20 protein-coding genes are annotated in these 23,333 nt (G+C 69.7%); 16 read left to right on the top strand and 4 right to left on the bottom strand.

What is annotated here, in order from left to right; genetic code table 11:
- Positions 1-181: 181 nt before the first annotated feature.
- From RV986_RS23605 to RV986_RS23595, 3 genes are read left to right on the top strand one after another with little or no spacing between them, the layout of a single operon-like run.
- Positions 182-610 carry a hypothetical protein gene (locus RV986_RS23605; protein ID WP_475919304.1) on the top strand — a complete coding sequence of 143 codons (429 nt, stop codon included), beginning with the start codon at positions 182-184 and terminating at the stop codon, positions 608-610.
- 13 nt (positions 611-623) lie between these two features.
- Positions 624-965, top strand: a complete 342-nt coding sequence (locus RV986_RS23600) for a hypothetical protein (RefSeq protein WP_475919303.1) — start codon at positions 624-626, stop codon at positions 963-965.
- Complete coding sequence (locus tag RV986_RS23595; RefSeq protein WP_475919302.1) at positions 962-2,614, top strand: recombinase family protein; 1,653 nt, start codon at positions 962-964, stop codon at positions 2,612-2,614. The genes RV986_RS23600 and RV986_RS23595 overlap by 4 nt, the downstream gene beginning before the upstream one ends.
- A gap of 648 nt (positions 2,615-3,262) precedes the next feature.
- Here the strand turns inward: RV986_RS23595 and RV986_RS23590 are convergent.
- Positions 3,263-5,791: a bifunctional SulP family inorganic anion transporter/carbonic anhydrase gene (locus tag RV986_RS23590; RefSeq protein WP_475919301.1), complete on the bottom strand. Its 2,529-nt coding sequence runs from the start codon at positions 5,789-5,791 to the stop codon at positions 3,263-3,265.
- Positions 5,792-6,124: 333 nt separating this feature from the next.
- On the opposite strand from RV986_RS23590, the gene RV986_RS23585 reads away from it, so the two are divergent.
- On the top strand, positions 6,125-7,387 hold the full coding sequence (locus RV986_RS23585; RefSeq protein WP_475919300.1) for a polysaccharide deacetylase family protein: 1,263 nt from the start codon (positions 6,125-6,127) through the stop codon (positions 7,385-7,387).
- Here RV986_RS23585 and RV986_RS23580 read toward each other — a convergent pair.
- Positions 7,377-8,357, bottom strand: a complete 981-nt coding sequence (locus RV986_RS23580; protein WP_475919299.1) for an ATP-binding protein — start codon at positions 8,355-8,357, stop codon at positions 7,377-7,379. The genes RV986_RS23585 and RV986_RS23580 overlap by 11 nt on opposite strands.
- Positions 8,358-8,458: 101 nt before the next feature.
- Here RV986_RS23580 and RV986_RS23575 point away from each other — a divergent pair, with 101 nt between their 5' ends.
- On the top strand, positions 8,459-9,283 hold the full coding sequence (locus RV986_RS23575) for a Fic family protein (protein WP_475919298.1): 825 nt from the start codon (positions 8,459-8,461) through the stop codon (positions 9,281-9,283).
- 358 nt (positions 9,284-9,641) lie between these two features.
- Here RV986_RS23575 and RV986_RS23570 read toward each other — a convergent pair whose 3' ends face one another.
- Positions 9,642-10,466 (bottom strand): HAD family hydrolase, encoded by an 825-nt coding sequence (locus RV986_RS23570; protein WP_475919297.1) that lies wholly within the window; start codon positions 10,464-10,466, stop codon positions 9,642-9,644.
- Positions 10,467-11,062: 596 nt separating this feature from the next.
- On the opposite strand from RV986_RS23570, the gene ssd reads away from it, so the two are divergent.
- The 7 genes from ssd (at position 11,063) to RV986_RS23535 (ending at position 16,346) form a co-directional block, all read left to right on the top strand.
- A complete protein-coding gene (ssd, locus tag RV986_RS23565) occupies positions 11,063-12,157 on the top strand; it encodes a septum site-determining protein Ssd (RefSeq protein ID WP_475919296.1) in 1,095 nt (364 codons plus the stop codon).
- Positions 12,154-13,440, top strand: a complete 1,287-nt coding sequence (locus RV986_RS23560; RefSeq protein WP_475919295.1) for a TadA family conjugal transfer-associated ATPase — start codon at positions 12,154-12,156, stop codon at positions 13,438-13,440. Before ssd ends, RV986_RS23560 begins: the two co-directional genes overlap by 4 nt.
- Positions 13,441-13,472: 32 nt before the next feature.
- Positions 13,473-14,306: a type II secretion system F family protein gene (locus tag RV986_RS23555; RefSeq protein WP_475924397.1), complete on the top strand. Its 834-nt coding sequence runs from the start codon at positions 13,473-13,475 to the stop codon at positions 14,304-14,306.
- Complete coding sequence (locus RV986_RS23550) at positions 14,303-15,085, top strand: type II secretion system F family protein (RefSeq protein ID WP_475919294.1); 783 nt, start codon at positions 14,303-14,305, stop codon at positions 15,083-15,085. The genes RV986_RS23555 and RV986_RS23550 overlap by 4 nt, the downstream gene beginning before the upstream one ends.
- 61 nt (positions 15,086-15,146) lie before the next feature.
- Complete coding sequence (locus RV986_RS23545; RefSeq protein ID WP_475919293.1) at positions 15,147-15,353, top strand: DUF4244 domain-containing protein; 207 nt, start codon at positions 15,147-15,149, stop codon at positions 15,351-15,353.
- A complete protein-coding gene (locus RV986_RS23540; RefSeq protein WP_475919292.1) occupies positions 15,340-15,741 on the top strand; it encodes a TadE family type IV pilus minor pilin in 402 nt (133 codons plus the stop codon). The genes RV986_RS23545 and RV986_RS23540 overlap by 14 nt, the downstream gene beginning before the upstream one ends.
- Before the next feature lie 185 nt (positions 15,742-15,926).
- Positions 15,927-16,346, top strand: a complete 420-nt coding sequence (locus tag RV986_RS23535; RefSeq protein ID WP_475924396.1) for an Rv3654c family TadE-like protein — start codon at positions 15,927-15,929, stop codon at positions 16,344-16,346.
- Here the strand turns inward: RV986_RS23535 and RV986_RS23530 are convergent.
- Positions 16,312-18,765 carry a DEAD/DEAH box helicase gene (locus RV986_RS23530; protein ID WP_475919291.1) on the bottom strand — a complete coding sequence of 818 codons (2,454 nt, stop codon included), beginning with the start codon at positions 18,763-18,765 and terminating at the stop codon, positions 16,312-16,314. The genes RV986_RS23535 and RV986_RS23530 overlap by 35 nt on opposite strands.
- An 80-nt stretch (positions 18,766-18,845) precedes the next feature.
- Here RV986_RS23530 and bldG point away from each other — a divergent pair, with 80 nt between their 5' ends.
- The 4 genes from bldG to RV986_RS23510 all read left to right on the top strand — a co-directional run bounded on the left by bldG (position 18,846) and on the right by RV986_RS23510 (position 23,272).
- Positions 18,846-19,187, top strand: a complete 342-nt coding sequence (gene bldG / locus RV986_RS23525; protein WP_010986038.1) for an anti-sigma factor antagonist BldG — start codon at positions 18,846-18,848, stop codon at positions 19,185-19,187.
- Between the two features lie 126 nt (positions 19,188-19,313).
- Complete coding sequence (locus tag RV986_RS23520; protein ID WP_475919290.1) at positions 19,314-19,748, top strand: ATP-binding protein; 435 nt, start codon at positions 19,314-19,316, stop codon at positions 19,746-19,748.
- Between the two features lie 312 nt (positions 19,749-20,060).
- Positions 20,061-22,466: a sodium-translocating pyrophosphatase gene (locus tag RV986_RS23515; RefSeq protein ID WP_475919289.1), complete on the top strand. Its 2,406-nt coding sequence runs from the start codon at positions 20,061-20,063 to the stop codon at positions 22,464-22,466.
- Positions 22,467-22,660: 194 nt separating this feature from the next.
- Positions 22,661-23,272, top strand: a complete 612-nt coding sequence (locus RV986_RS23510; RefSeq protein WP_475919288.1) for a small secreted protein — start codon at positions 22,661-22,663, stop codon at positions 23,270-23,272.
- Positions 23,273-23,333 lie beyond the last annotated feature (61 nt).

Here is a 23,333-nt window from a genome sequence, read left to right as displayed (position 1 = left end):
GAGGCCAGGGGAAACGCGTGCTATGGGTGCTACGTTTGTGAATGAGCGGTGGAGAACCGCTCACGCGTTCGATAGTGTGCGGATTCGGGTGTTCAACCCGGCCGACGGGGGGCGACTCATCACATGCCGAAAAGTTGTGCACGGCGCACCATGAATCTCGCGTGCGCGATACATTGCGCCTATGAATCACGGCTCGCAACCGGAACCACCACTCGACACGCCCTTCGGCGACTGGCTCAGGTGGGCCCTTGTCCGCAACGGCTACGACCCCGAAGAGCGCGGCGTACAGCGACGCTTCGCTGACGCATCAGGTATCCCTGTCGCCACCGTCTCGCGACTCCTACGCGACAAGGGGCAACCCGACGTCGGCACGTGCTACGTGCTTGGCGTCACCCTCGGCATCCCCGTGATGCCGCTCCTTGTACGGGCCGGCCACCTCCCACCCGAGGCACTTGAGAAAGAGCCTCAACCCACTGAGCGGCCCCGCACCCCAACAACCGAAGAGGAAGCGCTTACCGCGCTCGGCGTGATCGACGAAACCGACCGCGCCGCAGTCAAAAGCGTGATTAACGCGCTCACTGCCAAACACAGGCAGGAGGGCACCAGCTAGGAAAGGGTTGCAAGTGACCAGCCGCACCGATGCCTACCTCACCGCCGCCGCCAGTGTGTTAGTTCTCGTGATCGGACTCACCATCCTGATCACGGAAGTGCTCACGACGGCCGAGGTAGGGCCCGCCATCATCACCGGAACTATCACCACCACAACGGGCGCACTGGCGACCCTGGTCACTGGCTACCGCGCTGTACGGCACTACATCACCGAACACACCAACCGCGCCGCCGCCGCCCTCGTACGCAACATCGTTGCCCACGATGTTCGACTCGCGACCGAGCCGCCGGACGCGAAAGTTGTCCCGCTCGACGGAGCACAAGCGCGGCGCCTGAACCGGGAGTCCAATACGTGACGCAGACGCTCGACCGCGCGAAGGGCTTACGCATCGGCACAAAGCGTGAGCCCTTCGTGGGTTACATCCGCGTATCCACCTACTACGAGGAGAAGATCAGCCCCGAGATTCAGCGCTCATCCATCAGCGCATGGGCCGAGCGCAACAATGCCGAAATCGTCGACTGGGTTGAAGACCTCGACGTGTCCGGCCGGAAGATGAAGCGCAAGATCAGTATCGCGATCAAGGACGTCGAGGACCGCGTCGCCCGCGGCATCGCCGTCTGGCGGTACTCACGGTTCGGTCGCTCACGCCACGCCAATGCGGTGTATCTGGCCAAACTCGAAGCAGTCGGCGGCCGGCTCGTCTCGGCCACCGAGGCAGCCGACACCCGAACTGCGTTCGGCCGACTGCAAATGGGCATGGCCTTCAAGTTCGCCGAGTACGAATCGGATCGGATCGGCGAGCAGTGGGCAGAGACCCGCGAGCACCGTCGCGCCGCTGGCCTGCCCGCCACGGGCGGGAAGCGGTGGGGGTACGTCTGGCATCGGCGCCAACTCGACGAAGACGCCGGCGTGATTCACCGAGAGTGGTACGAGCCCGACGATATCGGCCTGATCGTCACCAAGCTGTACGAGCGTGTTGCCGAGGGCGAGTCGATGGGGTCGGTTACGCAATGGCTCGGCCGCAACGGCTACCAGGGCACCCGGGGTAAACCGTGGCTGCAATCCGGCCTTACCCGCTACATGGACAGTGGCTTCGCGGCCGGATGGATTCGGTACCACCCTGACGGCTGCGACTGTCCGCCCAAAGACCCGGACAGCAACCGCTCACGCGGCATGGGCTGTCCGAACCGCATTTGGGTGCCAGGGGCCCATGAGTTGATCGTCCCGGAAGACGTCTGGGATGCGTACAAGGAGAAGCGCGAGAAAGCACGCAACGCCCCCAGCGGGAACCGGAAGCCGGCCTACGTCACGTCTGGCATTACGCGCTGCGGACGCTGCGGCGGCACTGCATCAGCCGCCGGCGGCGCCACCTACGGCGCCGGAAAGGTACTGATCAAGAAACCGGGTTACCTGTTCCGGTGCTCGGCCATGAAAGACAACGGCACATGCGACGGGGTGTACATCCTCCGCACCGTCGTCGAAAAAGCCGTGCGGACCAATTTGCGCAAATGGGCCGACGCGATCGAGGCCGAGGCGGCAAAGATTCCGCAGCAACGCGGCGAGCAGGTCGCCAGCCCCCGTGAGCGGCTGAGCACCGCCCGCCAACGGCTGAATGACCGACTCGGGGAGATCCAGCGAGAGATTGACCGACAGACCAGCTTGGTCAGCCGCAACATCATCCCGGAGGACTCATACATCCGCGAGCGAGATCGACTCGGGAAGGAGCAGGAGGGAGTAACAGCCGAACTCGCGGAGCTTGACCAGCGCACCGAGCAGGACGAGGCCAAGCCGGCCGACTACCTGCCAGTTGTGCGCGGCCTGGTCGACCGGTGGGACATCACTCCCGTTGAAACGCGCCGGTCCATGCTGCGGACCGTATTGCGCGGCGTGTGGGCATACCCGAAGTCGACCGCGCCGGACGGGACGGAAACCCCCGCATACGCGGTGCCGGTAACCGTCTGGGAAGACGAGCCGAACCTAATCGGACCGCGCGCCAACGCGTAACCGCACGTCAGAGGCATGCAAGCAACGAGCGTCCATCCCTCTCCACGTTGAGCAGGTTGGCCAGGCTTTCGTTGCTCACGACATCTCCCTTTCCCAGGGTGTCCGTTGTGTCCCAGGCCACAGCTCATCAGACCGGGGGCCTCGATGACAAGGGCCGATCTCAAATTGGTTTAGACCTATCAGGGGGCTGAGCCTTCTCCAGGAGTACGCGCCAGGCACACGCCAGGCACGCACCCCGTGCGCACGGCCCCATACACACCCCCTACGGACTCCGTACGCACTCCGAGCCACGTAAGGACCGGGGTTCGGGTTCACTCGACAACGCTTCCCCGGCCCGGCGTGTCGACGTCCCCATCGCCGAGAGCTCCGGACCGTCACCCCCTCCCGCCCCTCGAACGGACTCCCCTTGGCTCCCCTCCCCGACCTCGGCTCCCCGACCGTCGAAAGGACTCCCGGTTCGCGAACGGGCCCGTGTCCAGAAACCCCCCGGAAGCCCCGAAACTGATCACAGCCGACGCGCGGACCATCCATGTCCTCCACGTCCACGCCGGGCACCCCATACGCGCCGCTCGCAAGGACGCGGCATGGTGCGCGACCCCGCCGACTGGGGCCGCGCACCACGACTGGGTCACGCGAGAGGGCTCGGGATCACGCGGGATGCCGCAGATCCTCCGCCGCCCCCACGTGATCGAACAGCTGGTCGCCGTCGCGCTCGACCAGCAGATACGCCTGTGCCTCGCCGACATGGAAGTACATCCCGTGCAGTTCGACCGCGCCCTCCCGCAGGGCCCGCGCCACGGACTCGTGCGCCCGCAGATGCTCCAACTGCTGCACCACGTTGGTCAGACACAGCTGCTCCACCGCGTCGGCCGGCTCCCGCCCGGCGAGCCGCGCCCATGGCCGGTCCTCGGCGGCCATTCGCTCCAGGCTCGGCATCCCGTGCCGCAGCCACCGCTTGAGCGGGGTCTGCGCCCCGCCGGGCTCCGACTTCAACAGGGCCTGCATGGCCCCGCACCCGGAGTGCCCGCACACCGTGATGGACCGCACATGCAGCACATCGACCGCGTACTCGATCGCCGCGGCGACCGAATCGTCCCCGCTCTCGTCCCCGGGCTTCGGCACGAGATTGCCCACGTTGCGTACGACGAAGAGGTCACCCGGACCACTGGAAGTGATCATCGATGTGACAAGCCGTGAGTCGGCGCAGGTCAGGAACAGCTGCGAGGGCCGCTGCCCTTCCCGCGCCAGCCGCGCCAGCTCACCCCGCACCAGGGGTGCGGTGTTGCGCTGGAACGCGCTGATACCACGCGCCAGTTGATGCCCGCTCTGTCCACCCGTCCCGCCATGGCCACGGGTTCCACTGTGCCCATGTTGCTCACTGGGCCCGGAGGAATCACTGGGCCCGGAGGGGCCGCTGGGCTCGGAGGACCCGCTCGTTCCGCTCGGTCCATTTCCACTCGGCCCATCCGATGCACGCGGTCTGCCTGCCCTGTCCGTCCCGCCCGCTCCGTCCGTGCCGTCCGACCGGTCGCCGAGGGATGCAAACTGCGGTCCGGTGGAGGGCTCACAGTGGTGGTTGCGCCAGGGCGTCCAGGGGCGACAGCGGCAGTGGGAGGGGCTCGTGGGCTCGGCGATCCGGGTACCGGACCGCCCGGTCAGCTCGACCGCGCCGCCCTGCGCGCAGTGCGCGTTCTGCCAGTCCTGCAGCGACTCGTACGCCGCGTGGTCCATGAACGAGCCGTCCAACTCCACGACGGCATGCGCCCCTCGGGGAACCAGATGCAGGGCACGGCTGAGCCGAGGCACCGCCAGGAATGTCAACTGCCCTCGTACTTGTACGTAATGGACTCCTCCTCTTTCCTCGTGCGTGATGCGGGTGCGGGCGAGGCGGTGCAGGGCGACGGCGACGGCCACGGAGACCCCCAGCGCCACGCCCTCAAGGACACCGAGGAACACGACGCCGAGCGTGGTGACGGTGTAGACCAGCACTTCGCGGTGGCGGGTGACCGTGCGGATGTGGTGCAGGGACACCATCTGGATGCCGACGGCCATCACCAGGGCGGCGAGCGATGCGAGGGGGATCAGCTCCAGGATCGGGACCATCAGCAGCGCGGCAACTGCTACGAAAACGCCGTGCAACATCGTGGAGTTCCGGCTTACGGCACCGGATTGCACATTCGCGGAACTGCGCACGGCGACTCCGGCGACGGGCAGCCCGCCGAGCGCGCCGGAGACCACATTGGCGGCTCCCTGCCCGAGCAGCTCCCGGTCCAGGTCGGAGCGGCCCACGCGTGACTGCAGCTCGGGACGCCCCGCCACCAGCTTGTCCACGGCCACCGCGCCGAGCAGCGACTGCACGCTGCACACCAGCGTGACGGTGAGGACGGCGGCGGCGATCCCGAGCACCGGCCCCTCGGGCAGCCCGGCCAGTGCGTGGCTGCTCCAGGACGGCAGGTCGACCTTGGGCAGGACCAGCCCGGCGAGCGAGGCGGTCACGGTAGCCCCGGCGACGGCGACGAGCGCGGTCGGTACCTTCCGCAGGCCGTGCCCGATCCGTCCGGGAATCCTCGGCCAGGCGAGAAGGAGGGTCAGCGTCAGCGCGCTCATCGACACCGCCCCGGGGTGGACGTGCGCCAATTGGGCGGGCAGCGCACGGAGATTGTCGAGGACGGAGCTCTGCGGGGTGCCGCCCAGCACGATGTGCAGCTGTGCCACGGCGATGGTCACGCCGATGCCGGCGAGCATGCCGTGCACGATCGCGGGGCTGACGGCGAGCGCCGCACGGGCCACGCGCAGGCACCCCAGGCCCAGTTGGGCGACTCCGGCGAGGACGGTGATGGCGCAGGTCGCACGCCATCCGTAGTGGTGGATGAGCTCGGCGGTGACGACTGTGAGCCCGGCGGCGGGCCCGCTCACCTGGAGCGGAGACCCGCCGAGCCGCCCGGCGACGAGTCCGCCCACGGCAGCGGCGACAAGACCCGCCTGGAGCGGCGCGCCGGTGGCGAGGGCGATGCCGAGGGACAGGGGCAGGGCGATCAGGAAGACCGCGATCGAGGCCGACAGATCGGCGCTCGCGATGCGGAATCGGCGGGGCGGAATCGGTGGGGGACTGTGGGGTCGATGGATGCGCCTGGGCCGAGTCGATTCGGCGGCGCGGGTGGGGACGCAGGCAGACATTCCCGTCTCCTCCGGGGCAGCGCGGTCGCGGAACAGGTGTTCCCCGTCCAGGGCGGGCGGGGGCAGATCGCGGCCGTGGGTCACGGCGTGCAGCGGCGGGACTTTCAACGCTCGGTAAACGGATCGTAATGCAGAGTAAAGCTCTTGTGCGGACTTTAGCGGCAAATGGTGCAGCAAATCACTCTGCGGGGTGAACCAGGCGTTTTGTCGGCTTGTCGTATTTATTCCATCTCGGCCCTGTGCGACCTTGGCGCCGCTGTCGGCATTCGCCGTACATCACCCCAGAACGCCCTAGTGAGCGTTGCCCTGACCGAAGGAAGAAGGTGGGCGGAGATGGCCGCCACCCAGAGGATCGCCGCGGGCGTAGCACTCGCCGCGGCCTGCGCCACGGCGCTCGCCGGTTGCGCCACCGGTTCCCCAGAAGGCGCGCACGGCGCGAGGAAGGCGGCTGGGGCCCCGGCGCCCCAGAGCGCGGTCCGGCTGATCGGAGACGGATCCACCGCGTACACCGGAGCGCAGCCGCATCTGCCCAGAGCCGAGCGGTTGAAGCCCGGCCAGAAGCCCCCGCAGTTCGTGGTCTTCTCGTGGGACGGTGCCGGCGAGGACAGCCAGAAGCTCTTCTCGCACTTCCGGAAGGTCGCCAAGGCCAACCGGGCGACGATGACGTACTTCCTCAGCGGCGTGTACATGCTCCCGGAGGACAAGCGTGAGCTGTACAGGCCGCCTCAGCATTCACCGGGCAGCTCGGAGATCGGTTTCAACGACGAGCAGGGGATCAAGGACACCGCCGAGCAGCTGCGCGGTGCGTGGCTGGAGGGCAACGAGATCGGCACGCACTTCAACGGCCACTTCTGCGGCAGCGCGGGAGGTGTCGGCGAGTGGTCGGTCCAGGAGTGGAAGAGTGAGATCGCCCAGGCGAAGTCGTTCGTGAAGTCCTGGAAGACCAACACGGGGATGAAGAACGCGGCTCCGCTGCCCTTCGACTACGACAAGGAGCTCATCGGCGCCCGCACACCGTGCCTGGAGGGCCGGAAGAACTTCAGGAAGGCGGCCGACCAGCTGGGCTTCCGCTATGACACCAGCGGCGTCAACAACCAGGTCTGGCCCAAGAAGAAGGATGGCCTGTGGGACCTGTCGATGCAGCTGGTGCCCTTCCCCGGGCACTCCTACGAGCAGCTCACCATGGACTACAACTTCATGATCAACCAGTCGGGTACCGAGACCCAGGGCGACCCCGACAAGCGGGAGTACTGGGGCAACCAGATGCGTGACGGACTGCTCAAGGGCTTCGACCGCGCCTACGACGGCAACCGTGCTCCGCTGATCATCGGCAACCACTTCGAGTCCTGGAACGGCGGCACCTACATGCGTGCCATCGACGAGGTCGTCGAGGGCGTCTGCAACAAGCCCGATGTCCGCTGTGTCTCCTTCCGGCAGCTCGCCGACTGGCTCGACACCCAGGACCCGGCCACCCTGGACAGGCTGCGTGGCCTCAACGTCGGCGAGGCCCCGAAGCAGGGCTGGGCGTCCTTCCTCTCGGGCCGCCCCGCCCCGGCCCCGAAGGGCATCCCCGGGGCGCCGGCGGTCAGGCCGTAGCCACCAGACCCTCACCGAGTACGAAACCGGGGTCGACCTGCGCCGCCAGGTCCGCCCCGGTCCTCTCGTTGCCCCAACTGCTCGCGTTCTTCAGGTGGAAGTGCACCATCTGGCGGGTGTAGCGCTCCCAGTCGCGCAGTTCGTACGTCGCGTCGGCGGCGGCCTGCAGAGTGCGCAGGGAGCGGCGGTTGGTGTCCTCCAGGAGTTCGAACCGGGCTGGGCGGCCCTTCTCCATGGCACGCACCCAGTGCGAGTGCCCGATCGTGACCAGGAGGTCGTCACCGACCTCGGCGCGGAGGAAGTCGATGTCGTCCTGGCCCTGCACCTTGTTGCCGACGACCTTCAGGATGACGCCGAAGGCGCGGGCGTACTCCTTGTACTGGCGATAGACGGAGACTCCCTTCCGGGTCGGCTCGGCGACGAGGAACGTGATGTCGAAGCGGGTGAACATGCCGGACGCGAACGAGTCGGAGCCCGCCGTCATGTCGACGACGACGTACTCGCTCCGGCCGTCGACGAGATGGTTCAGACAGAGCTCCACCGCACCGGTCTTGGAGTGGTAGCAGGACACTCCCAGATCGGCCTCGCTGAACGGGCCGGTGACCATCAAACGGACGGCGCCGCCGTCGAGTTCCACCGGCCGCGCACAGGCTTCGTACACCGGATTGTTCTCGCGCACCCGCAGCAGCCGTGACCCCTCACCGGGCGGGGTCGTCTTGATCATCGTCTCGGCGGACGCGATCCGCGGATTGGAACCGCGCAGATAGTCCTTGATCAACGACAGTCGTGTGCCCATGGCGGGCAGGCCGGCGGCCACCGCCTCCTCAAGGCCGAGTGCGGCTCCCAGGTGCTGGTTGATGTCGGCGTCCACCGCGACGACGGGCGATTCCGAGGCCGTGAGGTGGCGGATGAAGAGGGAGGACAGGGTGGTCTTGCCGCTGCCGCCCTTCCCTACGAAAGCAATTTTCATGTTCACCAAGAGTAGTGTGCCGATTGCGTACCGTGTCATGTCGGCGTGAAGAAGACCACTCCTTCGTGGGGCGGGCCTCCGGGGTGCGTAGGGTCGTACTCATGAGTACGACAGGCGCGACCGCCGATCCGCTCGCGGCCCTGGGCTCGCTGCCCGGGGTGGCCGAATCCGTGGAGTCCGTCCGCAAGGCGGTGGACCGGGTCTACGGGCACCGGGTCATGCGGCGCCGTAGCAACGAGATCACCTCCGAGGCCGCCCTGCGCGGCGCGCGCGGCTCCGCGGCGCTGTCCGGTGCCGACTGGGCCCTCGAAGAGGTGCGCCGCCGCACCGACTTCAGCGGTGACGACGAGGCCCGCACGGTCGGCGCGGCCCTGCGGCTGACCGCCGAGGCGGGCCAACTCCTGTCCATCTGGCGGCAGTCGCCCCTTCGGGTGCTGGCCCGACTGCACCTCGTCGCGGCCGCGGACAAGAGAGACGCGGTCGGTCGGCCCCGCCAGGACGGCGAACCGGTCGACGAGCCGCTCGTCGAACTGCCCCTGCCGAACGCGACCGAGGTGGCCGGCCGGCTCGAAGGTCTTTCGCAACTGATCATCGCGGGCGGTTCGGCTCCCGCCCTGGTGACAGCGGCGGTCGTGCACGGCGAACTGCTCGCCCTGCGCCCCTTCGGTCACCACAACGGGCTGGTGGCGCGCACCGCCGAGCGCATCGTCCTGGTCGGCAGTGGCCTCGACCCGAAGTCCGTCTGTCCGGCGGAGGTCGGCCACGCCGAACTCGGTCGCGCCGCCTATCTGGCGGCCCTGGACGGCTATGTCTCCGGCACCCCGGAGGGCATGGCGGCCTGGATCGCCCACTGCGGCAGGGCGGTTGAACTGGGGGCCAGGGAGTCGACAGCCGTCTGCGAGGCGCTTCAGCGCGGCGCGGCATAGGTCCCGGAAAAGGGTTGCGGCGGTACGAGGTTTCGTACCGCCGCTGGCACGCTCACCGGGTTACCAAGCGTCCTCGATATGTTGCCCATCAGGCCGGGAACTGCTGCCCGTCACCTGGTGCGGCTGGCCCGTAATCGACGGGTCGACGTCGCGTGGGTGCTCGATGTCCATGCTCGGTCCGTGGGGCCTCGGTTGCGTTTGAAGGTGATCCTTTCGGATGTCCTTGGTCTCGCGGGCCGTTAAACCCTTTGTACTCCAGGTCCAGAGGAAGCGGAACCCCTGACTGCACTTCTTTACTTTTAGGTTCAAACGGGTGTCAAACGGGCGCGACTGTACTGGCTGCGCACGCGTGACACCCTCACGTCACCGTGGCGCGCCGCCGACTCGTGTACCAGACGAGCCCCGCCGTGGCCGCCGCCGCACCTATGGCGGCCGCCGCGACGAGCGCCGGACGGGGCGGCACCGACAGGCGCTGCTTGAGCCGAACCGGACGGTGGAAATCCAGAATCGGCCACGAGCGCGCGAGTGCCTCGCGCCGTAGCGCGCGGTCCGGATTCACCGCATGGGGATGGCCCACGGACTCCAGCATCGGGATGTCGGTCGCGGAGTCGCTGTAGGCGTAGCAGCGGGAGAGGTCGTACCCCTCGGACGCGGCCAGTTCCTTGACCGCGTCGGCCTTCGTCGGCCCGTACGCGTAGTACTCCACTTCTCCGGTGAAGCAGCCGTCCTCGCCCACGACCATCCGGGTGGCCACCACCCGGTCCGCGCCGAGCAGCTCGCCGATCGGCTCGACCACCTCCGCCCCGGATGTGGAGACGATCACGACATCGCGCCCGGCGGTGTGGTGCTCCTCGATGAGTGAGGCGGCCTCGTCGTAAATGATCGGGTCGATCAGGTCGTGCAGTGTCTCGGCGACGATCTCCTTGACCTGCTGGACGTTCCAGCCGCGGCACATCGCGGACAGGTAGGCGCGCATCCGCTCCATCTGATCGTGGTCCATGCCGCCCGCCATGAACACGAACTGGGCATATGCGGTACGCAGCGCCGCCCTTCGGTTGATCAGTCCGCCTTGGTAGAACGACTTGCTGAAGGTGAGCGTGCTCGACTTCGCAATGACCGTCTTGTCCAGGTCAAAGAAGGCCGCTGTGCGAGGCAAGGAGTGGTTTTCCACGAGGCTGAGCATATGCGCCCACCATTCGGGCTAGTGTGGGGCGCGTGGGTTTGCCTGAGAGGGCTCTCGGGTACACCATGGAAGTCACGGATCGTTCGCGACCGTGCTAACCCGGTCCGACTCCTCCCCCCCCGAGTCGGCCGTGGGGACGACCCCCGCTCTCCCCCCCGGCGGGGGTCGTCGCATGTCCGGATGGGTTTTTCCCCTCTCTTGCGCGGCCTCGGGACCCTGTTGTCACCGTTGTGGCCGTCTCTTCGGCATGCCCAAGATCCGTCACCGTGTGTAGTCGTAAGGCTGCTCTGTGGAAGTCGTACAAGGGGCACCCGTTTGGGTGAAGGCGATATTCACAACCACTGAGTTGTCCACAGTTATCGACCAAGATCCACACGATTTTCGGGATCGCTGCACCGTGATTCCAGCGCGTCCTGCTCGCGGCGAGTTCCTCACGGCAAGTTCATGGCCGGTTCCGTTTGCCGGACGCGTTTGGCCGGTTCGTATCGGCCGTTCATATGGAGGCCGCTGGCCGGTTCTTCACACGAGCGGGAATCACGGGTCCGCAGAGAACCCTGCGGGCCCCGGGCAAGAAGCAGCGAAGGGGGCTGGAGATCATGGCGGGAGCCATCACACACGACCGTCCGCCCGCCGCCGAGGGGCGGCAGGGCGGACCACTGATCGTCACGGAGGACGCCGAACTCCTCGACGACCTGCTGCGCCTGTGCGCGGCGGCGGGCGCGAGGCCGGAGGTCCACCACGGAGTGCCGGAGCGCCGGGGCAGTTGGGAGGCCGCACCTCTCGTGCTGGTCGGCGACGACGCCGCCCGGCGCGTGCGCGGGGCCGCGCGCCGACGCGGAGTGGTACTGGTCGGCCGGGACCAGGACGACTCCGGTGTCTGGAAACGGGCCGTCGAGATCGGCGCCGACCATGTCCTGATGTTGCCTGACGGCGAGCAGTGGCTGGTCGACCGCATCGCCGACGTGGCCGAGGGAGTCGGCAGGCCCGCGCTCACCGTCGGCGTGATCGGCGGCCGCGGTGGGGCCGGAGCCTCCACGCTGGCCTGCGCGCTCGCCGTCACCTCGGCGCGTGAGGGACGCCGCACCCTGCTCGTGGACGCGGATCCCCTGGGTGGCGGACTCGACGTACTCCTCGGGGGAGAGGCCGCCGAAGGCCTGCGCTGGCCCGCTTTCGCCGCCTCCCGCGGCCGGGTCGGCGGCGGCGCCCTGGAGGAGTCCCTGCCCGAACTGCACGCACTGCGCGTCCTCAGCTGGGATCGCGGCGACTCGGTGGCCATCCCGCCGCCGGCCGTCCGCGCGGTCCTGGCCGCCGCCAGACGGCGCGGTGGCGCGGTCGTCGTCGACCTGCCCCGCCGTGTCGACGAGGGCGTCACGGAAGCCCTCGCCCAACTCGACCTGGGGCTGCTGGTGGTCCCCGCCGAACTGCGCGCGATCGCGGCGGCCAAACGGGTGGCGTCCGCGGTCGGCATGGTCCTGCGCGATCTGAGGGTCGCGGTCCGTGGTCCCTTCGCACCCGGCCTCGACGACCAGGAGGTGGCCCGGCTGCTCCGACTGCCCCTGGTGGGCGAAGTGCCTGCCGAATCCGCGCTGCCGGACACCGGTGTGCCACCCGGGGGAGCGGCGCGGGGACCGCTCGCCCGGTTCTGCGCGGCCTTCTGGGCGCGGGTTCCGCTGGAAGGCGGGGGCGTATGAGCTGGGAAGGCGGCACGGGCACGGATCGACGCACCGGTCCGGGCAGACACACGGGTCCCGCAAGGGGGCCCGGGAGCACGGGACCGGCGGGATCCGCCGCGCGCACGGGGCTGCTGGACGGCGTACGGCAGTGGCTCGCCGAGAGCGGATCCGAACCGACCCCCGCGCGCGTGGCACAGGCACTGCGCGAGCAGGGGCGGGTGCTCGGGGATGCCGAAGTGCTCGGCGCGGCCCAGCAGTTGCGCTCCGAGCTGGTCGGCAGCGGACCTCTGGAGCCGTTGCTCGCCGACCCTTCGGTGACCGACGTGCTGGTGTCCGCACCGGACCGGGTGTGGGTGGACAGGGGCGGCGGCCTGGAGCTCACGGCGGTCTCCTTCCCGGACGCGGCGGCCGTACGACGCCTCGCGCAGCGCCTCGCAGCCGTGGCCGGCCGACGGCTCGACGACGCCCGCCCCTGGGTCGACGCCCGGCTTCCGGACGGCACCCGTCTGCACGCGGTGCTTCCCCCGGTCGCCGTCGGCTCCACCTGCTTGTCGCTGCGGGTCGTACGGCCGCGCGCGTTCACGCTCGAGGAGTTGGCGGCGGCCGGGACGGTACCGCCCGGCGGGGACCGGGTGCTCAGAGCACTCTTGGAGGCCCGGCTCTCCTTCCTCGTCAGCGGAGGCACGGGATCGGGCAAGACGACCTTGCTGAGCGCGCTGCTGGGCCTGGTGGGCCCCGGGGAGCGGATCGTGCTCGCCGAGGACTCGGCGGAGCTGCGACCCGATCACCCCCATGTGGTCCGCCTGGAGGGACGGCCCGCCAACCAGGAGGGCGTCGGCCTCGTGGCGCTGCAGGACCTGGTCCGTCAGGCCCTGCGCATGCGGCCGGACCGGCTGGTCGTCGGCGAGGTGCGCGGTCCGGAGGTCGTGTCGCTCCTGGCGGCCCTCAACACGGGCCACGAGGGCGGCTGCGGCACGGTCCACGCGAACGCGGCGGCGCAGGTACCGGCCCGTCTGGAAGCGCTGGGCACGGCGGCCGGGCTCGACCGGGCCGCGCTGCACAGCCAGTTGGCGGCCGCGCTGTCCGTGGTCCTGCATCTCGTACGAGACCGGGCGGGGCGGCGCCGGATCGCCGAGGTGCATGTTCTGGAGCGCGATCCCACGGGGCTGGTGGTGACGGTGCCCGCGCTGCGCTGGGGCGTGGAGGCGTTCGCGTACGAGCGCGGGTGGGAGCGGCTGAGGGAGCTGCTCCGGGACGGGACTGACACGAATGGCGGAACCGGGGGGAGTGGGCTGTGGTGACGGGGGTCGGCGACCTGCCGGTGGGGGCGGCCATGGCGTGTGCCGGGGCGGCGGCCTGGTTGATGGGCGGCGGGGATTCAGGGGCACGCAGAGCGCGGTTGCTGTGTGCCGGCGGCGGAGTGGTGGCGACCGGTCCTCCGCCGTGGGAGCGGGCATGTGTCGAATGGCGGCGGCTGCGCGGGCGGTTGCGGGCCGAAGGGTGGTCGCTGGTCGCTGGGTTGGCGATCGCGGTGCTGGGCGCGTCCGTGGTGCCGCTGCTCCTCGGGGCAGTCGGGGTGCCGCTGCTCCGGAGGGTTCGGCTGACAGGGGAGGCACGTCGCGGGCGGGAGCGCCGGGGCGATGCGGTGATCGCCCTGTGCGGGGCGCTCGCCGGGGAGGTGCGGGCCGGGCGCCAGCCGGGTGAGGCGCTGCTGAGGGCCGCGCGCGACTCGGGCGGGCTCGGCGAGGCGCAGTCGGTGGTGCTGGCGGCGGCGAGGTTCGGCGGCGATGTGCCGGGCGCGCTCACCGATGCGGCACGACAGCCGGGGGCCGACGGGCTGGTGGGACTCGCCGCGTGCTGGCGGGTGGCCGTGGACCGGGGCGCGGGCCTGGCGGCAGGGCTCGACCGCCTGGAAGGGGCCCTGCGCGCGGAGCGGGACCAGAGGTGTGACCTGCGGGCCCAGTTGGCGGGATCGCGATCGACGGCGGTGATGCTCGCGGGGCTGCCCGTCCTGGGGCTCCTGCTCGGCGCGGGGCTGGGCGCCGATCCGTTGCGTGTGCTGCTGCACAGCGGACCGGGCCTGGGCTGTCTGCTGGTCGGCGGAGCGCTGGAGGGAGTGGGGCTGTGGTGGGCCATGCGGATCGTGAGGGGAGCGGAGGCGGCATGAGTACGGAAGTTGTCCACAGGCTGGGGGCGCTCGTGTGCGGGGCGCTGGTTCTCGGGTGGCCGGTGCGGGCACTCGGGGCGGCGCGGCGGGAGCGGAAGGTGCGCAGACGGCTGGCCGAGCTGCTGGCCCTGGAGAAGGTGCCCGCAAGGCGGCGCTTCGGGTTCCGGGCCGCGGGGCGGCGATGGCTGCCGGTGGCCGGTGCGGTGTGCGCCGGCTGGGTGCTGGTCGGGGGTCTTGTCGGGGTCGCGGTGGGGCTGCTGGCCGGGTTCGGGGCCCGGTGGTGGCGGCAGCGGCGTGGGTCGGCGCCGGTGGAGGAGTACGACGCGGCGCGTGCCGCCCGGCAGCTCCCGCTCGCGGCCGACCTGGTGGCGGCCTGCATCGCGGCGGGGGCGGGCCCCGTCGTGGCGGCACAGGCCGTGGGTGAAGCCCTGGGCGGGCCTGTCGGGGAGCGGCTCGCGCGGGGTGCGGCGGAGGTGCGGCTCGGGGGCGAACCGGTCGAGGCGTGGCGGAGGTTGGCGTCGATGCCGGGTGCGGGGGCGCTGGCGCGGCTGCTGGAGCGGGCGGGCGAGTCGGGCGTACCGGCGGCCGTGCCGGTCGGGCGGCTCGCCGCGGAGGCCCGCGCCGAGTGGGGGCGTGCCGCGACGGCACGGGCGCGCAGGGCGGCCGTCATGGTCACCGTGCCCGTGGGGCTGTGCTTTCTGCCCGCGTTCCTCGCCATCGGCGTCCTGCCCGTGGTGATCGGGCTGGCGGACGGGGTGTTGGGAGGGGGTGGCGGATGACGGGCGACAGCGTGCGGTGAACGGCAAACGATCAACAGGTGTGGACCTTACGGGGGTTGAGATGTTCAGGACGGTATGTGTACGAGTGCGGGCGTGGCTGCGTGGTCGGGCGGTGCGGAAGGACGCGGGAATGGTCACCTCCGAGTACGCCGTGGGAGTCGTCGCGGCGGTGGCCTTCGCGGCCGTGCTCTACAAGGTCGTGACGAGCGGCCAGGTCGGCGCCGAGTTGCAGGGCATCGTGGGGCGGGCGCTCAATGTCCCGATGTGAGCGGGGGACGACGGGTCGGGTCCGGTACCGGGTCCGGTACCGGGACCGAGGATTCGTGACCGCGGAGGCCGCCGTGGTGCTGCCCTCTCTGGTGCTCGTGGGCATGGCGCTGGTCTGGGCCCTGCTCGCCGCGTCCGCGCAGATCCAATGCGTGGACGCGGCCAGGGCGGGCGCCCGGGCGGCGGCCCGTCAGGACCCGCCGGACACGGTGCTGGCGACGACCCGCCGCGCGGCACCGCGGGGCGCCACGGTCACGGTGAGCCGGGAGGGCGATCTGGTCCGGGTCACCGTCAGAGCGAGTGCGCCGGGGCCGGACGCGCTGTCGGTGGAGCTGAGCGACGAGGCCGTGGCGCTGGCGGAGGAGACGGTGGGGGTGGTGGCGGGATGAGCGTCCGGTCCCGCGATCGCGCGGCGCGAACGGCCGCCCGGAGCAGCCGACACGCCGCCGGGGCCGCCAGCACGGAGGCCGGCCACCGCAGCCGGGCGCCCAGCGAGGAGCCTCGCCGGACGCTTGTCGCGGAGTCCGGCCGTACCCCTGCCGCAGACATCGGCCGAACCCCCGCCTCAGGCACCCTGGGCGCCAGCCGGGCCCCTGTCCCAGGTGCCGCCCGGATCCTCGTCTCGGACAGAGGATCGGCGACCGTCTGGACCGTCGGGGTGATCGCCTTCCTGTGTGTCGTGTTCGGGGCGGTGCTGGCGATGGGGCAGGCGGTCGTGGTCCGGCACCGCGCGGCGGGGGCGGCCGACCTGGCCGCGCTCGCCGCGGCGGACCACTGGATGGACGGTGGCGCGGTGGCCTGTGCCCAGGCGGACCGGGTGGCCCGGGCCCAGCACGCCCGGCTGGTGCGGTGTGCGGTCGAGGGCGAGATCTCGGACGTCACGGCCGCGTCGGGCCCGGGCCCCTTCGGCGTGGAGGTCAGGTCCAGAGCGGGTCCGGCGGGGCCGGCGACTCCGGTGCCTAGCCCTCCGGCACCTCCCGCAACAGCTCCGTGAGGAGCCGTACGGCCCCCCGCTTGTGCAACGGCTCGTTCCCGTTGCCGCACTTGGGGGACTGGATGCACGACGGGCAGCCGGCGTCGCACTCGCAGGACGCGATGGCCTGGCGGGTGGCGGTGAGCCAGGCGCGGGCGGTGTGGAAGGCACGCTCCGCGAAGCCCGCGCCGCCCGGGTGGCCGTCGTAGACGAAGACCGTGGGCAGGAGGGTGTCCGGGTGCAGCGGGATGGACACCCCGCCGATGTCCCAGCGGTCGCAGGTGGCGAACAGCGGGAGCATGCCGATCGACGCGTGCTCGGCGGCGTGCAGGGCGCCGCCGAGGATCTCCGGGCTGATCCGGGCCGCGTCCAGCTGGTCCTCGGTGACCGTCCACCACACGGCGCGGGTGCGGAGCGTACGAGGAGGGAGGTCGAGTTTCGACTCGCCCAGTACTTCACCGGTGATGACACGACGACGCAGGAAGGAGACGACCTGGTTGGTGACTTCGACGGAGCCGTAGCACAACCGGCCCTCCCCCCAGGGAACCTCGGTGTCGGTCTCCAGGACGGAGATGGACGTCGTGTCGCGGGCGACCGTCGAATACGGCGGGTTGGCCTCCTCGACCAGCGCGACGGAGTCCTCCAGGTCCAGGTGCTTCACCAGGTACGTACGGCCCTGGTGCAGATGGACCGCGCCCTCGTGGACCGTGGTGTGCGCGGAGCCCGCGTCGACCGTGCCGAGCAGCCGACCGGTCCCGGCCTCGACGATCTGCACCGGACTGCCGCCCTCGCCGCGGATGTCGGTCAGGTCGGCGGCCCGCTCCCGGCGCGTCCAGTGCCACGCGGTCGTCCGCCGGCGCAGCAGCTTCGCGGCCTCCAGCTGCGGCAGCAGATCCGCGGCGGCCGGTCCGAAGAGCTCCAGGTCCTCTTCCGTGAGGGGGATTTCGGAGGCGGCGGCGCACAGGTGCGGGGCGAGGACGTACGGGTTGTCGGGGTCGAGGACGGTGGACTCCACCGGCTGGTCGAACAGGGCCTCGGGGTGGTGCACGAGGAACGTGTCCAGCGGGTCGTCGCGGGCGATCAGCACGGCGAGCGCACCCTGCCCGGAGCGTCCGGCGCGGCCCGCCTGCTGCCACAGGGACGCCCGGGTGCCCGGGTAGCCCGCGATGAGGACGGCGTCCAGTCCGGAGACGTCGATGCCGAGTTCGAGGGCGGTGGTGGCGGCGAGGCCGAGGAGTTCGCCGGAGTGCAGGGCGCGTTCGAGGGCGCGGCGTTCCTCGGGGAGGTAGCCGCCGCGGTAGGCGGCGACGCGCCGGGCCAGCGAGCGGTCGACCTCGGCCAGCCGCTCCTGGGCGATCACCGCGATCAGCTCGGCGCCACGCCGGGACCGTACGAAGGCGACCGAGCGCACGCCCTGGACGGTCAGGTCGGTGAGGAGGTCGGCCGTCTCGGCGATGGCGGTACGCCGCACGGGTGCGCCCTTCTCGCCGTGCAGCTCGGTGAGCGGGGGCTCCCAGAGGGCGAACACCAGTTCCCCGCGGGGAGAGGCGTCGTCGGTGATCTCGACGACGGGGAGGCCGGTCAGACGGTGGGCGGCCACCGAGGGCTCCGCGGCGGTCGCGGAGGCCAGCAGGAAGACGGGCGAGGCGCCGTAGCGGGCGCACAGGCGGCGCAGCCGACGCAGTACCTGGGCGACGTGGGAGCCGAAGACGCCGCGGTAGGTGTGGACCTCGTCGATGACGACGTACTTCAGGGCGCGGAGGAAGGAGGACCAGCGGGGGTGGGAGGGCAATATCCCGCGGTGCAGCATGTCGGGGTTGGTCAGGACGTAGTTGGCGTACTGGCGGACCCACTCCCGTTCCTCGAACGGAGTATCGCCGTCGTAGACGGCTGGGCGGACGGCATTGCCCAGAGGTTGTGAAAGTTTCTTCACCGAACGGTGCTGATCGGCTGCAAGGGCCTTTGTGGGGGCCAGATAGAGCGCGGTGGCCCCACGGCCGTTCGGAGCCTCGGAGCCGTCCAGGAGGGCCGTCAGGACCGGTGTGAGGTACGCCAGGGACTTTCCCGAGGCGGTGCCTGTGGCGACGATCACGGAGTCGCCGTCCAGGGCGTGCTCGGCGGCCAGCGCCTGATGGGCCCAGGGGTGCTCGACGCCCGCGGCCTGCACCGCGGCGATGACCTCCGAACGGATCCGATCGGGCCACACGGCATGGCGACCCGCCCGCGGGGGCAAGTGCTCCGTATGAGTGATGCGCGAAGCCCGGCTCGGCCCCGAGGCGAGCCGGTCCAGGACCGTGCCCGGATCGGGGCGGGAAGCGGTGTCCGTCGAGGGTCGATCGGATCGGTGATTCTTGGCCATCGGCACCGAGTGTGTCACTGGCGTGACGGACAATGGGGCCAAGGCGTCGTGCACGCCTGCCGGTAAGTGATTGAATGCCATCGCGGCTGGCGAACCGTCCCGGGGGCTCTGCCGAGGTGTCCCTTGGGATGACCGCTCGATAGCAAGGTGCTGGAGGATCCGTGGACCTGTCCCTGTCGACCCGTACCGTCGGCGATCGTACGGTCGTCGAGGTCGGTGGCGAAATCGATGTATATACCGCGCCCAAGCTGCGCGAGCAGCTGGTCGAGCTGGTGAACGACGGCAATTTTCACCTTGTCGTCGACATGGAGGGCGTGGACTTCCTCGACTCCACCGGGCTCGGCGTGCTGGTAGGCGGCCTGAAGCGGGTGCGTGCCCATGAGGGCTCGTTGCGACTGGTCTGCAACCAGGAGCGCATTCTGAAGATCTTCCGTATCACCGGCCTCACCAAGGTGTTCCCCATCCACACCTCGGTCGAGGAAGCGGTAGCGGCCACCGACTGAACCCCGTCCTCGGGCCTCACGAGCGAAGCGAGCGAAGTGGCGTCCGAGACGGTAGAAGCAATGGAGGGGGACCGGGCCTCGGCGGCTCGGCCCCCCTGACAGCACGCCCGTAGTTGAGGGGGATGCATGGCCACCGTTGAACTCCGCTTCAGCGCGCTGCCCGAGCACGTCAGGACCGCCCGACTGGTGGCGGCGGCGGTGGCGCGCAGGGCCGGAGTGGACGAGGCCGTCCTCGACGAGGTCAGACTCGCCGTCGGCGAGGCCTGTACTCGTGCCGTCGGACTGCACCAGAGCAGCGGCATCTCGGCGCCGGTGCGGGTGACGCTGATCGAGGAGGAGAAGCAGTTCTCCATCGAGGTCGGTGACGAGGCGCCGCGTTCGGCGCCCGGCGAGACGGCGCCCGGTGCCTCGGGCAATCCGGACATGGATGCCGAGGAGGACGAGATGGGCCTCGCGGTCATCAGTGGCCTCGTCGACGATGTCGAGGTCAGCGCCGGTGAGCACGGTGGACAGATCAGGATGAGTTGGCCGACCACGCCGCCGGCCACGCTCGTTCCCTGATCGCATCCCTCGCAACACACTCGAAACACACTCGAAGGGCCCTGCTCAGCAGGGCCCTTTTTGTATGCCTGGGTCCCGTTCTGGGCGCCGCCCTGCCTTTTCGTGAATTTGTTCACGATCAATCACGTGATTATTTGATCAAGCGTCAACGCTTTTGGGGCATTACTTCTTTTGGGTTCCATGGACACCCGCCGATCATTTGCTGAAGGGCATGTGAAGGCGAATTCCGTTTACCGCGCACTGTTTTGATCAGGGTCCGGTACCTACAATCCGTCCACATCTTGAGCTCAGCACAGGCGTCAAGGAGGACGAATGGCGGGGCTTTCTACCCCTCATCAGTTTGACCATCCCACAACCTTCGCAGCCGCAGTACTGACCGATGACAATCGCTTGATCGTGATGGTCATCGGCCTCGTCGCCCTGGCGGCCCTGGCGGTCGCCGGGGTGCTGGTACGACAAGTGCTCGCGGCCGGCGAGGGCACCGACAGCATGAAGGAGATCGCGGCGGCGGTCCAGGAGGGCGCGAATGCCTACCTGGGTCGGCAGATGCGCACGCTCGGCGTATTCGCCGTCGTGGTGTTCTTCCTGCTCATGCTGCTGCCCGCGGACGACTGGAATCAGCGCGCCGGACGGTCGATCTTCTTCTTGATCGGCGCGGTGTTCTCGGCGACCACCGGTTATATCGGTATGTGGCTCGCCGTACGCAGCAATGTCCGCGTGGCCGCCGCGGCACGGGAAGCGACCCCGGCCGAGGGTGAACCCGAAAAGGATCTCACCGCCGTCTCGCACAAAGCCATGAAGATCGCTTTCCGCACCGGCGGCGTCGTCGGCATGTTCACGGTGGGGCTCGGTCTGCTGGGCGCCTCCTGTGTGGTGCTGGTGTACGCGGCCGACGCGCCGAAGGTCCTGGAGGGCTTCGGTCTCGGCGCGGCGCTGATCGCCATGTTCATGCGTGTCGGCGGCGGCATCTTCACCAAGGCCGCCGACGTCGGCGCCGACCTGGTCGGCAAGGTCGAGCAGGGCATTCCGGAGGACGACCCGCGCAATGCCGCGACCATCGCCGACAACGTGGGCGACAACGTCGGCGACTGCGCCGGTATGGCCGCCGACCTCTTCGAGTCGTACGCCGTCACGCTCGTCGCCGCGCTGATCCTCGGCAAGGCGGCGTTCGGCGACTCGGGTCTCGCGTTCCCGCTGATCGTGCCCGCGATCGGCGTACTCACCGCGATGATCGGCATCTTCGCGGTGGCGCCCCGGCGCTCCGACCGCAGCGGCATGTCCGCGATCAACCGCGGGTTCTTCATCTCCGCGGCGATCTCGCTGGTGCTGGTGGCCGTGGCCGTCTTCGTCTATCTCCCGGGGAAGTACGCCGACCTCGACGGAGTCACGGACGTGGCGATCACGGGGAAGGGCGGCGATCCGCGGATTCTCGCGCTCGTGGCCGTCGCGATCGGCATCGTGCTGGCCGCGCTGATCCAGCAGCTGACCGGCTACTTCACCGAAACCAGCCGACGCCCCGTACGGGACATCGGCAAGAGCTCGCTCACCGGCGCGGCCACCGTCGTCCTGGCCGGTATCTCCATCGGTCTGGAATCGGCCGTCTACACCGCTCTGCTGATCGGCCTCGGCGTCTACGGGGCCTTCCTGCTCGGCGGTACGTCGATCATGCTGGCGCTCTTCGCGGTGGCGCTCGCCGGCACCGGCCTGCTCACCACGGTCGGCGTCATCGTCGCCATGGACACCTTCGGTCCGGTCTCCGACAACGCCCAGGGCATCGCCGAGATGTCCGGTGACGTCACGGGCGCGGGCGCGCAGGTGCTCACCGACCTGGACGCCGTGGGCAACACCACCAAGGCCATCACCAAGGGCATCGCCATCGCCACGGCCGTCCTCGCGGCCTCGGCGCTCTTCGGCTCCTACCGGGACGCGATCCTCACGGCCGCGAACGACGTGGGCGAGAAGGTCTCCGGGCCGGGCGCGCCGATGAACCTGATGATGGACATCTCGCAGCCCAACAACCTGGTCGGCCTGATCGCGGGCGCGGCGGTCGTCTTCCTGTTCTCCGGCCTCGCGATCAGCGCCGTGTCGCGGTCCGCGGGGGCCGTGGTCTACGAGGTGCGGCGGCAGTTCCGCGAGCACCCCGGGATCATGGACTACACGGAGAAGCCGGAGTACGGGCGGGTCGTCGACATCTGCACCAAGGACGCCCTGCGGGAGCTGGCCACGCCGGGTCTGCTCGCCGTCATGGCGCCCATCGCCATCGGCTTCACGCTCGGTGTGGGCGCGCTCGGCTCGTATCTGGCGGGCGCGATCGGCACCGGCACGCTGATGGCGGTCTTCCTCGCCAACTCCGGAGGTGCGTGGGACAACGCGAAGAAGCTCGTCGAGGACGGTCACCACGGCGGCAAGGGCAGTGAGGCCCATGCCGCGACAGTGATCGGCGACACCGTCGGCGACCCCTTCAAGGACACCGCGGGACCCGCGATCAACCCGCTTCTGAAGGTGATGAACCTGGTGGCGCTGCTGATCGCACCCGCGGTCGTGAAGTTCTCGTACGGCGACGACAAGAACCTCGGTCTGCGCATCCTGATCGCCGTGCTCTCGTTCCTCGTGATCGTGGGCGCGGTGTACATCTCCAAGCGGCGCGGAATCGCCGTGGGTGACGAAGACAACGCGGAAAGGGTCTCCAAGTCGCCCGACCCCGCGGTGGTTTCGTAGGTCCCGGGCCTTTCACCTGGTCCCGACGGGCGGGCGGCGCGTGTGGACGCGCCGCCCGCCCGCCCCATGTGTGTGTTCACACCGGTGTCGTGAACCTTCTCTCGCCTGTAGCAAATGGCTGCAATAACGGCTAAATCGGAAATTCGGCATGTGGATATTGCCCACGTGACGTGTATGTTCCGGGGCCGAGAGCCATGGAAGGGACCAATCCGGTGAACAAGAAGCTCGCGGCCGCACTGTCCGGCGGTGCGGTACTGGTGCTGGCGCTGTCGGCCTGCAGCAGTGGCAGCAGCACAAGCGACAAGCTGGAGCCCTGGGCCAAGCAGGTCTGCGACGCGGTGCAGCCGCAGGTCCAGAAGATCTCGGCCGCCAACGCGGAGATCCAGAAGGAGACGACGGACCAGAGCACACCGGAGGATGTGCAGAAGGCCGACTCCAAGGGCTTCCAGGACATCTCCGACGCCTACAAGGCGATGGCGACCGCCATCCAGACGGCCGGGGCGCCGGACGTGGACAACGGCAAGACGAAGCAGGCGAACGCGGTCAAGGAGCTCAACGCCCTGTCCGCCTCCTACGCCGACCTCGGCAAGCAGGCCCAGGCGCTCAACACGAAGGACCAGGCGAAGTTCGCGGACGGTCTCGACGGGGTCGCCCAGCAGCTGGGCAAGCTCAGCAAGACCGGGACCGACGCCCTGAAGCAGCTCGAAGCGGGAGACGTCGGCAAGGCGATGGCCAAGCAGGCGAGCTGCAAGGTCTCGTCCGCTTCCGCTTCGTCCTCCGCTTCGTCCTCCGCCACCCAGGGCTGACCCCTCGGGAGAGCGGTCGGTCGTCACCTGAAGAAGGCCCGGTACGCGTGCGTGCCGGGCC

The sequence above is a fragment of the Streptomyces sp. RLA012 genome, from assembly GCF_056270325.1.
This window is presented reverse-complemented; position numbering and strand designations above follow the sequence as displayed.

What these genes read in the sequence shown, in the direction of transcription:
- RV986_RS23605 (WP_475919304.1), top strand. Translation starts at nt 182, where the DNA reads ATGAATCACGGCTCGCAACCGGAACCACCACTCGACACGCCCTTCGGC.
- RV986_RS23590 (WP_475919301.1), bottom strand. Translation starts at nt 5,791, where the DNA reads ATGTCTGCCTGCGTCCCCACCCGCGCCGCCGAATCGACTCGGCCCAGG.
- RV986_RS23585 (WP_475919300.1), top strand. Translation starts at nt 6,125, where the DNA reads ATGGCCGCCACCCAGAGGATCGCCGCGGGCGTAGCACTCGCCGCGGCC.
- RV986_RS23580 (WP_475919299.1), bottom strand. Translation starts at nt 8,357, where the DNA reads ATGAAAATTGCTTTCGTAGGGAAGGGCGGCAGCGGCAAGACCACCCTG.
- RV986_RS23575 (WP_475919298.1), top strand. Translation starts at nt 8,459, where the DNA reads ATGAGTACGACAGGCGCGACCGCCGATCCGCTCGCGGCCCTGGGCTCG.
- RV986_RS23570 (WP_475919297.1), bottom strand. Translation starts at nt 10,466, where the DNA reads ATGCTCAGCCTCGTGGAAAACCACTCCTTGCCTCGCACAGCGGCCTTC.
- ssd (WP_475919296.1), top strand. Translation starts at nt 11,063, where the DNA reads ATGGCGGGAGCCATCACACACGACCGTCCGCCCGCCGCCGAGGGGCGG.
- RV986_RS23560 (WP_475919295.1), top strand. Translation starts at nt 12,154, where the DNA reads ATGAGCTGGGAAGGCGGCACGGGCACGGATCGACGCACCGGTCCGGGC.
- RV986_RS23555 (WP_475924397.1), top strand. Translation starts at nt 13,473, where the DNA reads ATGGCGTGTGCCGGGGCGGCGGCCTGGTTGATGGGCGGCGGGGATTCA.
- RV986_RS23550 (WP_475919294.1), top strand. Translation starts at nt 14,303, where the DNA reads ATGAGTACGGAAGTTGTCCACAGGCTGGGGGCGCTCGTGTGCGGGGCG.
- RV986_RS23545 (WP_475919293.1), top strand. Translation starts at nt 15,147, where the DNA reads ATGTTCAGGACGGTATGTGTACGAGTGCGGGCGTGGCTGCGTGGTCGG.
- RV986_RS23540 (WP_475919292.1), top strand. Translation starts at nt 15,340, where the DNA reads ATGTCCCGATGTGAGCGGGGGACGACGGGTCGGGTCCGGTACCGGGTC.
- RV986_RS23530 (WP_475919291.1), bottom strand. Translation starts at nt 18,765, where the DNA reads ATGGCATTCAATCACTTACCGGCAGGCGTGCACGACGCCTTGGCCCCA.
- RV986_RS23520 (WP_475919290.1), top strand. Translation starts at nt 19,314, where the DNA reads ATGGCCACCGTTGAACTCCGCTTCAGCGCGCTGCCCGAGCACGTCAGG.
- RV986_RS23515 (WP_475919289.1), top strand. Translation starts at nt 20,061, where the DNA reads ATGGCGGGGCTTTCTACCCCTCATCAGTTTGACCATCCCACAACCTTC.
- RV986_RS23510 (WP_475919288.1), top strand. Translation starts at nt 22,661, where the DNA reads ATGGAAGGGACCAATCCGGTGAACAAGAAGCTCGCGGCCGCACTGTCC.